Origin of the sequence: Parabacteroides sp. AF18-52 (genome assembly GCF_003479145.1) — a bacterium.
In the GTDB taxonomy this organism is placed as follows: Bacteria; Bacteroidota; Bacteroidia; order Bacteroidales; family Tannerellaceae; genus Parabacteroides; species Parabacteroides faecis.
Genome location: NZ_QUGR01000009.1, coordinates 66,328 through 79,360 on the forward strand (window position 1 = coordinate 66,328; position 13,033 = coordinate 79,360).

Sequence of the window (13,033 nt, forward strand, 5' to 3'; positions counted from 1 at the left end):
AGTGACAAAACAAAGGCCGGAGAACTCTCACCTTCCCCGACCTATTAATTGTCAATACTTGTGACTTAGTCACAAATACCCAAAAGTAAAGTATCAACAAATTTTATTAAATCTATGATTCACAAATCAAATTTTGAAAACAACCTCAAGAACAAAGGTAATACTTTTAATTATTACCGACTTATAATAGCGTTATTATTTATTTTCGCTATTTCTGTTCCGACATTTGCGCAAAACAAGCAAATCTCCTTATCAGTACAAAATGCAACATTAAAAACAGTATTCTCACAAATAGAGAAACAAACCCCTTACCGCTTCTCTTATCGTGAAGCCGATATTGACAATCGCGCGAATGTCAATATTAAAATAACTGACGGAAGTATCGATACAGTATTGGAAAAGATTCTCCCCGCCAAAAATTTGCAATACTCGATATCTTCAAACAGAGTTATGATCACCCCTGCACAGAAAAAGACAGGAGAGAGTAAAATCAGAACTGGACAAATCAAAGATCAAAACGGTGATCCGATCATCGGAGCCAATATTTCCATCAAAGGGACGACTACCGGAACAATTACCGATATCGATGGTAATTTTAGTATAGAAGCTGCTCCGGGAATGACTTTACTGGTATCTTATATCGGATACACCAGCAAAGAGATCACCATTAACAATCAATCTGTTTATCAAATCAAGATGACAGAAGATACGCAGAATCTGAATGAAATAGTAGTAGTCGGATATGGTACCCAGAAAAAAGCCAACCTGACCGGAGCGATCTCACAGGTAAGCGGAGATGTTTTGAACAGCCGTCCTATCTCCAATCTGGGCCAAGGTTTACAAGGTATTATCCCTAACCTGAATGTAAAGACCGGCTCCGGTCTGCCAGGAGAAGGATCCAGCTACAATGTTCGCGGAAGCACTTCCATTGAAGATGGAAGAGGACCTCTTATTCTCATCGATGGTGTACAAATGGATCCCAACCTGATCAGTCCCCAGGATGTGGAAAGCGTATCCGTATTGAAAGATGCTGCTTCGGCTGCTATTTACGGAGCACGCGGAGGATATGGCGTAATCCTTATCACCACTAAAAACGGAAATCAAAACGATAAAGCAACAATTTCCGTCTCTGCAAACTGGGGAGTGCATCAGCCAACTTCCGTAGCAAGAACACCCAACTCACTGAACTGGGCGAACTACATCAATCAGGTAGCAGCGAACGCAGGACAACAGCCGGTTTACAACGACACTTACATGTCTTATGTGAAAGCTTACTACAATGATCCTCAAAATAACCCGGCAGTCTTTTATGACCCGGCAGCTAATGATCCCAAGCACTTAAATGATCCTACCGCCTGGTCCTACTGTGGAAATACCGACTGGTATGGAGAGACCATTCATTCACTGGCTTTCGATCAGCGTTACAATATTTCCATGCAGGGAGGTACGAACAATACAAAATATTATGTATCGCAAAGTTACAACAATAACGGTGGGTTAATGAAATATTATAATGACACATATCAACGGTGGAATACGAATGTAAAAGTCAGCTCACAAATCACTAAATGGCTGGAACTTACAGGTAAAGTAATGTATAACTATTCTGATCAGGATCTACCGACTCCCGGCATCTGGGGCGGATGGAGTAACCTATTCATGAATTACCTCTCTCCATTCATGCCGATCAAACATCCGGATGGAAACTTCTCTGGACAAGGGGCTGATACAAATCCGGCAGCAATACAAGAACAAGGAGGTCACGGACGTACAAAGATCAATGATGCCTGGTTAACCGGCGCCGTTAAGATCACACCTTTCGAAGGATTGACGATCAATGCAGATTATACCTTCAATTACTATAGCAAAGACGAAGACATCTTCGTTCGTGAATTCTATGAATACCGAAGGTTGCCGGGAACGGAAGCATTGTATCCATGGACAACTCCTAACAGTGTAAAAAACACGCAGAAAAACGATTACTATGGTGCATTCAATATCTATGCCCAATATGACAAAAGCATAGCCAAAAATAATTTCAGCATTATGGTCGGATACAATAACGAAACAAAGTCCAACCGCGGCTTCGGAGTAGAAAGACAAAAACTGATCAGTAATGATGTTCCTTATATCGGCTTGGCTTCCGGAGAGACCTACACGCGAAATGACGCCTCTACAGGTTGGGGAATAGAGGGTGCATTCACGCGAATCAACTATAATTACGATAATAAATATTATTTGTCATTCAATGGTCGATACGACGGGACATCCAAGTTTCCCTCCGGACACCGTTATGCCTTCTTCCCTTCTGTCTCTGCAGCCTGGAGAATATCCGGCGAGAAATTTATGGAATCAACGCATAGCATTCTCGACGACCTGAAAATCCGTCTATCGTACGGCTCACTGGGTAATCAATCCGGTGTCGGAAACTTCTCGTATTATCCGGGAATGGGGGTTAATACAAACTTTGGCTATTTAATGAATGGAGCCAAAATTTCAAAAGTTTCCGTACCAGGGCTAGTTAGTAACAGCTACACATGGGAGACTATCAATCAATTTGATATAGGGTTCGATTTTTCTCTCTTGAACAGCAGATTAAACGGTTCATTCGACTGGTACAACCGAATGACACTGGACATGTTAGCCCCCTCTCAACCTTACCCTGCTACTTTAGGGACATCCGCTCCCAAAGTAAATAGCGCTGATATGAAAACACTGGGCTGGGAGTTGTCTTTAAACTGGCAGGACCGCACCTCTTCCGGATTTAGTTATCGGGTTGGATTCGTACTCTCCGATTATCAGGCAGAAATCACAAAATATTATAATCCGACCGGCAATATAGATTCCTGGTACAAAGGAAAAAAGATCGGGGATAAATGGGGATATACCACTGTTGGTTTATTCGAATCACCCGAAGATGTGGCAGGCTGGATAGATCAGTCTAAGATATATGGTGGGCAATGGATGCCGGGCGATGTAAAATTCAAAGACCTGGATGGAGATAATCAAATTACATACGGCAAGAAAACCCTATCAGATCACGGAGACTTGTCTGTTATCGGAAACACTGAACCGCGTTTTAATTATGGCATCACTTTAGGTGGTGACTATAAAGGTTTCGACCTGGATTTATTCTTCCAGGGAATAGGGCGCAAAGACTTCTTCCCGGGCGGTAACGGTTTCTGGGGGTCGGTCAAAAATTATCAAATACCGACAGACTGGGCGGTTGAAAACAGCTGGACTGCAGAAAACCCCGGTGCCTATTTACCACGTCCAAGTATGGGAAACAGCTATAATCAGCAAACTCAAACCGGATATAAAGTAAACGCGGGATATTTACGGTTGAAAAACCTGACCCTGGGATATACTATCCCCAAAGCGCTTACACAAAAAGCCTATATCAGTAGAGCCAGAATATATTTCAGCGGTCAGAATTTGTTCTGTATCACCTCTCTCCCTCCGATATATGATCCGGAGACACTAGACTATAACAAATATCCGGTACAACGGACATTTTCCGTAGGGCTCGATATTAAATTCTAACCACAGTATCCTAATTAAAATAAGAATATGAATACAAAACATATAATAACAGGTTTCGCAGTGCTGTTAACAAGCCTCCCCTCCTGTGATGTGACAGATAAATACCCCTCAGATAGTTTTACTGATGAAAACTTTTGGAGTTCAACAAAAAACCTGGAACTATATGCCAATGGTTTCTATGAAACCTTAGGAGGAGTAGGTTCTCATCTGGATGAAGATACAGACATAAGAGCGACAGTCTCCATCAGTGATTATCTGGCAGGCAATTCAGTAGTTCCTCAGAAAGATGATGGGTGGAAATGGGAAAATATACGAGGTCTCAACCATTTTCTGGCAAACTATCAAAAAGTAACCGGAGACGAGGCGACTATCAACCAATATGTAGGTGAGATACGTTTCTTCAGAGCACTGGATTATTTCAGTAAAGTTAAACGCTTTGGAGATGTTCCATGGTACAACAAAGAGATGCAATTGAGCGATACATCTTTAATCTATAAAAAGCGCGACCCACGTGCACTGGTTGTAGACAGTATCATCGCCGACCTTGAGTTTGCTTGTCAAACCATTCCTGAACCTTCCAAAGTTGCAACAGGACGCCTACATAAGTATGTTGCATACCAGGAGCTGGCCAGAGTATGCCTGCATGAAGGTACATTAGAAAAGTACACAAGTGATCAGAAGGCTTTGAATAGCCGGGCTACTACTCTTCTGCAAAAAGCCTCGGATGCTGCAAAATATATCATAGAAAATGGTGGCTATGACATTGTCTCCATGAAATTTTATGCACCGCAAGTAGACGAAGCTCATCCGTTGGATTATGCAGCTCTGTTTTCACAAACAGAAGATATATCAGCAAGTAAAGAATGTGTACTGGCACGTGTTTACGCTCCCGGACTGGTTGTCAACTCCTTGTCACGTGATATGGAAGAAAGTCAGAAATCCGGCATGAGTAAAATGATGATAAACCAGTATTTATGTACAGACGGAAAACCGATCGGAGTTTCCGACAGTTATCAGGGTGACAACACGCTGACACAAGAAATAGCGAATAGGGACCGTCGGTTATATCAAACGATACAATGCGAATACCTGCCTTATAAATATGCAGACGGAACCGTTACACTTCCTAATAACCCGCCTGTTATAGCATCTAATTTACCGACAGGATTCAACATAATGAAATTTCATAGTCCAGATCCGGAACAATACACACTGGCTTACAATGCCCATGTACAATGGTTCCTGTATCGATATGCGGAAGTTTTGTTAATCTATGCCGAAGCGCAAGCCGAATTAGGTAAAATTACACAGGAAGACATAGATATCACTATAAACAAACTCAGAAACAGAGCCGGAGTAGCTCCGCTCGATATGAACAATATAACTCCAACGCCTGCTCAGTATAAGATGGATTATGGTTACAGCCTGTCAGATCTATTATATGAAATTCGCAGAGAAAGACTTGTTGAACTATATGCTGAAGGATTCAGATGGAGTGATATATGTCGCTGGCGTGCCGGAAAATTGTGTGAAACGCCTCTTTCCATCTATGGAATAACAGTATCGGAGGAAGTCAGAAAGCAATATGATGCAGTATATGGTTCTTCTGCTTCCCCTCATATGTTCGATATAGACGGAGGGAATGTAGCCACAGCCGTTTATAATGGCAAACGCTATGTAAAATTGTATCAAACCATGACAGACGGCGTAGGATATCGTTGGGACGATAAACTATATTTGAAACCGTTACCGACCGAACAGTTATCGCTCAATCCTAATCTGGAGCAAAACCCGGGCTGGGACTAAAATCCACTCTTGAAGGAGGAATGCCCAAAGGCATACATAAATACACTTTGGGTATTTCCTCCTTCTTTTTGTAATGTACATTGAAGCGTAATAAAAATCAGATAAACATGAAAAACAAAATTTCTTTATTTCTTATTCTATTCCTGCTCTTTTCATCAGCGGTAATTGCACGTTCACCTAAAAATATTATCATCCTGATCGGAGATGGAATGGGTATCAATCAGGTACAGGCCGCTTATACTCAAAACGGAGGATATCTGAACATGACTAACCGCTGTCCATTCAGCGGATTGAGGCAAACAAACTCAGCCAATAAATATACTACAGATTCCGCAGCAGGAGGAACAGCTATCGCTTGCGGCGAAAAAACAAATAATGGAATGGTAGGTATGTCGGCTGACAGTATCCCTATGAACTCCATTATCAGACTGGCAACCTTAAAAGGTATGTCGACCGGAGTAATTTCCACCAGCTCCATAACCGATGCGACACCCGCCTCATTCGTGGCTCATCAGCCCGTCCGGTCGATGCAGGAGGAGATCGCAGAAGACTTCCTGAATAGTGACATCTCCCTGTTCATAGGAGGAGGGCTAAAATTCTTCGAGAAAAGAAAAGACGGACGTAACATTTCGAAGGAACTCACCGATAAAGGTTATAAAATGGCCTATACACTGGAGGATGTACAACCGGTTGAAAATGGTAATTTAGGAGTACTGATGGCTGAGGACGGCTTAAAACCGGTAAAAGAACGTCCTACCAATTTTCTTCCGGATGCGACTCAAATGGCTCTCGATTTGCTGAGTAAGAATAAAAAAGGATTTATCCTCATGGTGGAAGGTTCACAGATAGACTGGGCAGGGCATAACAATGATAAAGAATGGATGGTAAATGAAATGCTTGATTTCGATCATGCAGTAGGTATAGCTCTCGACTTTGCAGAACGAGAAGGAGATACCCTGGTATTAATCACAGCAGACCATGAAACAGGAGGAGTCACAATTGCAAACGGTGATTATGAGAAAAAAGAAATCACCGTAAAATATAATACCGGAGGACATTCCGCCTCTCCGGTTCCATTTTTCTCTTACGGACCGGGAGCTGAATTATTCTCGGGTTTTAAAGACAATACTGCTTCATTTCACATTATGAAAAAACTTCTGAAACTTTAAGTTTCTCTTAACAGACAGACATCAGTTATAAAACATAAAATTCTCATGAAAGAAAAATTAAGAAACATCTGTGTTTTTGCTATTGTTATGACTTGCAATATATACAGTGTAGCTGCGCAATATACCGGACATGTTTTTGTCGATAATAATGGAAACCATCGCTATGACCGGGGAGAGAAAGTGCTTCCTGGCGTATCTGTCTCCGATGGACTGAATGTCGTACAAACCGATAAAGACGGGAAATTCGAGTTGTCCGGCCATGCCAATGCCCGTTTTATTTATATTACATTGCCGGCTGGATATCGCACGGATACTTATTATCAACGTATCGCAGATGATATGAACAGCTACGATTTTGAGCTTCAGCCTGCCAATCCGAAAAGTATAAAATCCGATGGAACCCACCGCTTTATCCATATTTCTGATACCCATATGTATGATTCTTACCTTACAGCCCTCGACGGATATGCTGCCAGTTCTAAGGATTTGCGCGATTATGTAGAAAATGAGGATATCGCCTTTCTTATTCATACCGGTGATGTCGCACGTGAAGGATTTGCCTCTTACAAGTACTTTTTGAACAATGAAAATATGCCTGCGTCACAAGTCTTTTATTGCATAGGAAATCACGACCTGGGCAGTGGAAAGTATGGCGAGGAATCTTTTGAGAATCATTTCGGACCGGCATATTATTCGTTTGAAGTAGGTAATATTCATTACATTGTCACTCCAATGCCGGGGGGAGACGGTAAGCCTGATTTTACGCAGGAACGTATCGGCCAGTGGTTGAAGAACGATTTGAAGTATGTACCGGCCGGCAAACCGATAATTTCATTTAATCATAGTGTGATGAGCGGAGACGGACATTTCAGGTTCGGTAGTAATGAAACCGGATTTATTGATTTAACTGAATATAATTTGAAAGCATGGATCTATGGACATTGGCATCATGACCGGATGTACCATTATGACGGTTCAGACGTACTGATGATTTGTTCACCGGGACATGTACGTGGTTCTTACGACCATTCTCCATCTTCATTCCGTGTGTTGACTACAGGACCGCAAGGACAACTCTCTTCTGAAATTCGTTATCCGTATATTGACAAGTCCGTTACCATTTCTTCTATTGACAATGGAATGGCCGCAACTCTCTCTGACGGAACGGTTCCTTTGTCCGTCAATACTTATTCATCAGTATCTCCGGTACGGAAAGTTTCTTATAGCTGTTTTAGCCGGGGGAAAAAATACTTATCAGACCGTCCGTTAAAACAAAACTCCGACTTTAACTGGAGTGATAATATAGCACTTCCATCTTCACTGGATAATCAAATTGTGACCGTGAAAGTGACTGCAACCTTTGCCAATGGGGAGGTGTCCCAAGAAAGCGCTTCCTTCTGTTATCGAAATGCTACAAATACACAGGTAAAAGTGAATGAGGATTGGACAAACCTGCTCCAAAACGCCGCACATGTCCCAGAATTAAAAGATACTTTACAATTGCCTTTACAATTAGCCTGGGTGCAAAATATAGGTGCCAACATCTATTTCTCATCACCACTCATCTATAAAGGAGCCATATATGCAGCTTCACTTGATGACAACGGTCTTGGTAAGGCTTCCGTAACTTGTATGGATGCACAAACGGGACAGATCCGCTGGCAGTATCCTTTGAGACATTCAGTTCGCAGCAGCATTGCTGCAGAAGATGGTTGCATTTTCGCACAAGATATAAACGGATGGCTGTATGCTGTGGATGCAGCAACCGGAAAACTGGTATGGGAAAAAGATCTGGAGATGGACAAGCAAGTACCGCTGGATAATGGACTGGTAACGTCCGATGGCGTAGTCTATGCCGGAACGGGTCGTTCGTTATGTGCATTCCAGGCAAAAACAGGTGAGTTGATTTGGCAGAACAAAGACTGGGATACCGGACATGGTACTTCCTCCACATTTTCTGTGAATAACGGTATACTGGTCGGCCAGGCTTTCTGGGAAGCGGCCTATGCCAACGATGCCCGTTCGGGACAGAAGCTGTGGAGCAGAGGAGGTTATGGATTCGGTAGTTCGGCTGCCATGCATGGAGGGCTGATATATTCCATCTCGAACCGTTCGTTATTTATTGTCGATGCAAAGACTGGCAAGCGGTTAATACAAAAAACATACGATTTCGAGTTGAAGAACCTTTCCACTCCGTTGGTAACGAATGATGAAATCATTTTCGGTACGGCAGAAAACGGAGTAGTGGCAGTTGACCGCAATACTCTGGAAGTGAAATGGCGTTTCCGGACAGGACGGGCCATGATCTATACTGTCCCTACCTTAGGAGATCCGGCCTCACCGGTAGAAGCAAGTCCGGTTTTGAGCGGAGATATTGTTTACGTGGGAGCATCTGATGGTGCATTATATGCCCTGAACCGTAAAGACGGTCAGTTGTTGTGGAAGCATGCAATGGGTGCTCCCGTATTGGCGACGGTGGCAGTGAGTGGAAATGCTTTGTTTGTATCAGACTTTGCAGGTAATGTATATGGATTTATTTCAAAATAAGCCCTTTACATCTCCATGAAAATAAAATGTCACTAGAAGAAATGAGAATAAAAACATCAACAATTATGTTCTTACTATAATAAAGAACAATCTATATGTAAGTATGAAACGAACGATCTATCTACTGGCCTGTATCTTTTGCTTATTGCAGGCCTCTGCACAAAACAACGATTTATCCTGGGAAGAATTACAAAAGCAATATCAATTCCCCCAATGGTACACTGATGCCCGGTTCGGTATTTGGGCAACAATCGGACCGCAATCCGTTCCTTTACTGGGTGGAGGATGGTATGCACGGCATATGTTCATGCAAGATGTGGGTTCACAGCAATTCGGTAAAAACGCATATGAATATCACCGTAAAACTTTCGGACCACAATCCCAGAAAGGATACACGGAAGTTATCCATCAATGGAAAGCTGAACGGCTGGACACCGATGAACTTGTCAGATATTTCAAATCGATCGGTGCCAGATATATTGTTGTTCATGCCAACCATCACGATCATTTCGATAACTTTGCGTCTACCTACCATCCCTGGAACTCAGTAAACATGGGGCCTCACAAAGACATTGTAGGTCTCTTCGAAAAGTCGACCCGCAAATATAAACTACCGTTCGGAGTCAGTTCACACGACGACCGTTTCCTGGGCTGGTGGTTACCGGCATTCGGGGCTGACACATCGGGTGTTTATAAAGGCATTCCCTACGAAGGCCGGATGACTAAAGATGATGGAAAAGGAAAATGGTGGGATGGTTACGACCCAGCCCAACTGTATGGCCTTCCTCCGGAAAAAAGAACTCCGGAATACGAAGTAGAAGTAAAAAAGAACTATATGCTCCGCCAGCAGGAACTTGTCACAAAATATAATGTCGACCTGTTATGGGTAGACGGTTACGGATTTCCATATGGCAATTACGGAAAAGAAGTATTCCGTACGCTATTCAATAACAGCCTGAAACGTAATGGTAAAATCGATGCCGTCGGAATTGCAAAAGTCGATAAAGAACCAATGTTGGTCAAGGATATAGAAGCAGGTGTGGCGGAAGAAATTCTGCCTTATCCCTGGGATGGAATATTTACCTTCACCCACTGGTTTTACAAAGAAGATAATCCGCTGATGCATAATGCCCGTTCCATTATAGAACTGACAAGCGACATTATCAGCAAAAACGGCAACATGCTCCTGAATGTCGAATTGAAAGGTGACGGAACGATTGCTCCCGACCATAAAGAGATACTGGACGATGTAGGCAAATGGATCAATATCAACAACAAGGCGATCTATGCCAGCAAACCATGGGTAATTTACGGTGATAATCTCAATTCGTGCAAACGGGAAATAGAAAGGAATATAGTGAATGCCGATAAGGACAACGTTATGAAAGAGGCTCAAAAGGAAAATTTCAATGCACGCACAGCAAATAGCGCTCCTTACGGACATGATGAAGTACGCTTCACTACACACGGGAAGAACTTGTATATTTTCGTGCTCAACCCGGCCACGGGTAGTATCGATCTGCCTTCGTTGGGACTTACATCGCAGGAACATCCCGGCAAGATACGTTCAGTCAAAATGCTAGGCAGCCATGAAAAGATCCACTTCAGACAGGATAATGAGAGGTTAACGTTCGATATACCCGATAAACGCCCTACCCCTTATGCTGTTGTTTTCGAGGTGCAGGGGGCTATACAATAAACAGACACTAACCTACCAGATAATCAAAAGGTATCAAAAGATAAAGTCTCCGCATCCCGCTCCAGACTACATCTTTTGATACCCTCCGATATAGGATAATGATATTATGCTCTTCCTAAAAACTCATCCACCGTATAATTCAGGAAATTGTTGAAAGGGAGAAGTTCCTGGAAAATCTCGATCGTCTGCTCCATCCAGTCATCCTGCATAAAGAATTCATCCGGCTTATTAGCGGCAAAGCAAAAATCCTTATGCCGCAGAATTTCATCATATTTAAAATCAGCAGGATAACCTGCCGGCATACGCTTCAATACTTCACCTTCCATCACCGGATATGCTTCCTTAAATGATGGCTTTTCGATAATACTTACAAATTCGTCGATATGATCATATATATCCTGGCGAAGCATTTTCAACAGTTTGGGAGGAGGGCACCAGACACCACCCGACAACATGCAGTTACCCGGTTCGAGATGAATATAATATCCTCCCCGCTCACTGGCACGTCCGCCTTGCGCTATATAAGCTGCAAAATGGACTTTATAAGGAGTTTTGTCCGGCGAGAAGCGCAAATCCCGGTAAATACGGAACTGGCAATCCTTTGCTTCCAGTCCTGCTACCTGCGGGTCGAACAAAGCGATTCGGTTAATCACCTGCTGGACCTCGTCGAGAAAGGCTTTATGCAACACATCGTAGCGGTCTTTATTAGCCTGAAACCACTCACGGTTGTTGTTCACACTTAATTCCTTCAGGAATTGTATAATTTCTGCATTCATAAATAGCTGTTTATTTTATCAGCAAAGATAAGGAATTATATTATTCATTATCCCAGTTTCTGTCCGTCCGGAAAGGTGCAACCGGCAATCCCTCTTTATTGAACAGGTTGCCGACAGTAGCATCATCAAAACAATATTGCACCATAACCGGATTTTTCACTTTGGGAGAAGAAACGACAACCGTACTCTCTTTGATCTGCGCTTTTGCCGGCTCAAAGACGCCGTCTTCACCAGCTATCCGGAAGCCAACGATTTGTTTCTCCTTACACATTAACCCGTTATCGGCATGAAGGAAAGAAATAACGGCTTTATTTTTATTGACTGTCATCCCTTCGAACACCGGAGATTCAAAACCGGACTCAAGCCGCCCGTATGTTTTCCCTAAGGCCAGATTAGCCAGACGAAGTCCGACACTCTGTTTGTCTGTCGGATGAATATTTTTCAGATCAGCTACACAGTCGGAGATAGCCACCATTCCGCAACCCGGAACCGTACGTGCTACCCATTCCTGATTTTCACGAACCAAAGCAGCACCGTTATCTCCGGCATTATAGGTAAAAGGAGCGATCTGTACCAGATAGAAAGGGAAGTCTTTCTTAAAACTTTTCCGCCAGCTCTCGATCATTGTTTTCATCAGGATTCCATAAGAATCCGGATGGTCGCGGTTGGACTCACCTTGGTACCAGATAGCACCGGCCAGGGCATAAGGAGTAACCGGATTGATCATCTGGTTATATAACACACCCGGTTCGACCGGCCACCACGGGTAGGTCTTATCCGGCATCGCATCACGTAAGCGGGGATTATCCATTACCAGTTCTTCCGGCGTCCATACTTCGGCCGGAGTTCCTCCCCATGCCGAAACGATCAAACCGATGGGGACATTCAGGTCTTTTTGCAGATCGCGCCCGAAAAAGTATGCCACAGCACTGGTATTCTTCATCACATCGGGTGTACAGGTGGCCCACGACGCTTCGCAATTATTCTGCGGAGTGGCGGCTCCACGCTTGGGGATATGGAAGAAACGGATATTCGGATAATCGGCAGCAGCTATCTCTTCGTCGCGATTATCTATGTTAGCCATCGGAGTCCACTCCATATTGGATTGTCCGCTGCAAAGCCAGACTTCCCCTAACATTACATCTTTCAATTCACAACTGCCATTACCCAAAACAGACAGGGTATAAGGTCCTCCGGCGGCTGCCGTCTTCAATGTCGTATCCCAACTGCCGTCCGAACGGACTGTTGCCGTCGCTGTATCCTTCGGAGCCCAGCTGCCGACCACTTTCACTGTCGCACTGGCATCTCCCCATCCCCATACGGGTACTTCACTCTTTTGCTGCAATACCATATGGTCGGCAAAAACAGACGGCAGACTGATTTGAGCCTGCATACCGGCCATCAATAAGGAAAGGCCGGCAGCCATTCCCATCATTCGTGTAAGTTTCATGTATTTCTCTGTATTTGATTGATTAACGGATTAACAAATGTAC

General features: G+C 43.4%; 7 protein-coding genes. 5 read left to right on the forward strand and 2 right to left on the reverse strand.

The features are described from left to right. The first annotated feature begins 114 nt into the window (after positions 1–114). From DWX23_RS15595 to DWX23_RS15615, 5 genes are all read left to right on the forward strand, one after another. Positions 115–3,543: a TonB-dependent receptor gene (locus DWX23_RS15595; RefSeq protein WP_122375151.1), complete on the forward strand. Its 3,429-nt coding sequence runs from the start codon at positions 115–117 to the stop codon at positions 3,541–3,543. A 27-nt stretch (positions 3,544–3,570) separates the two neighbouring features. Beyond that, the gene (locus DWX23_RS15600) at positions 3,571–5,349 is read left to right on the forward strand and encodes a RagB/SusD family nutrient uptake outer membrane protein (RefSeq protein ID WP_122375152.1); all 1,779 of its coding nucleotides are present in this window, start codon (positions 3,571–3,573) and stop codon (positions 5,347–5,349) included. Between the two features lie 107 nt (positions 5,350–5,456). Further along, positions 5,457–6,518: an alkaline phosphatase gene (locus DWX23_RS15605; RefSeq protein WP_122375153.1), complete on the forward strand. Its 1,062-nt coding sequence runs from the start codon at positions 5,457–5,459 to the stop codon at positions 6,516–6,518. A gap of 45 nt (positions 6,519–6,563) precedes the next feature. After that, positions 6,564–9,065 (forward strand): PQQ-binding-like beta-propeller repeat protein, encoded by a 2,502-nt coding sequence (locus tag DWX23_RS15610; protein ID WP_233587628.1) that lies wholly within the window; start codon positions 6,564–6,566, stop codon positions 9,063–9,065. Positions 9,066–9,168: 103 nt separating this feature from the next. After that, positions 9,169–10,764, forward strand: coding sequence for an alpha-L-fucosidase (locus tag DWX23_RS15615; protein WP_122375154.1), 1,596 nt, complete (start codon positions 9,169–9,171; stop codon positions 10,762–10,764). 104 nt (positions 10,765–10,868) lie between these two features. Here DWX23_RS15615 and DWX23_RS15620 read toward each other — a convergent pair whose 3' ends face one another. Both DWX23_RS15620 and DWX23_RS15625 read right to left on the reverse strand, forming a co-directional pair. Next, positions 10,869–11,540: a DUF2461 domain-containing protein gene (locus DWX23_RS15620; RefSeq protein ID WP_122375155.1), complete on the reverse strand. Its 672-nt coding sequence runs from the start codon at positions 11,538–11,540 to the stop codon at positions 10,869–10,871. 40 nt (positions 11,541–11,580) lie between these two features. After that, positions 11,581–12,990 (reverse strand): sialate O-acetylesterase, encoded by a 1,410-nt coding sequence (locus DWX23_RS15625; RefSeq protein ID WP_122375156.1) that lies wholly within the window; start codon positions 12,988–12,990, stop codon positions 11,581–11,583. Positions 12,991–13,033: the final 43 nt, after the last annotated feature.

Excerpts from the sequence above, each read along its gene's own strand:
- DWX23_RS15595 (WP_122375151.1), top strand. The coding sequence starts at position 115 with ATGATTCACAAATCAAATTTTGAAAACAACCTCAAGAACAAAGGTAAT.
- DWX23_RS15600 (WP_122375152.1), top strand. The coding sequence starts at position 3,571 with ATGAATACAAAACATATAATAACAGGTTTCGCAGTGCTGTTAACAAGC.
- DWX23_RS15605 (WP_122375153.1), top strand. The coding sequence starts at position 5,457 with ATGAAAAACAAAATTTCTTTATTTCTTATTCTATTCCTGCTCTTTTCA.
- DWX23_RS15610 (WP_233587628.1), top strand. The coding sequence starts at position 6,564 with ATGAAAGAAAAATTAAGAAACATCTGTGTTTTTGCTATTGTTATGACT.
- DWX23_RS15615 (WP_122375154.1), top strand. The coding sequence starts at position 9,169 with ATGAAACGAACGATCTATCTACTGGCCTGTATCTTTTGCTTATTGCAG.
- DWX23_RS15620 (WP_122375155.1), bottom strand. The coding sequence starts at position 11,540 with ATGAATGCAGAAATTATACAATTCCTGAAGGAATTAAGTGTGAACAAC.
- DWX23_RS15625 (WP_122375156.1), bottom strand. The coding sequence starts at position 12,990 with ATGAAACTTACACGAATGATGGGAATGGCTGCCGGCCTTTCCTTATTG.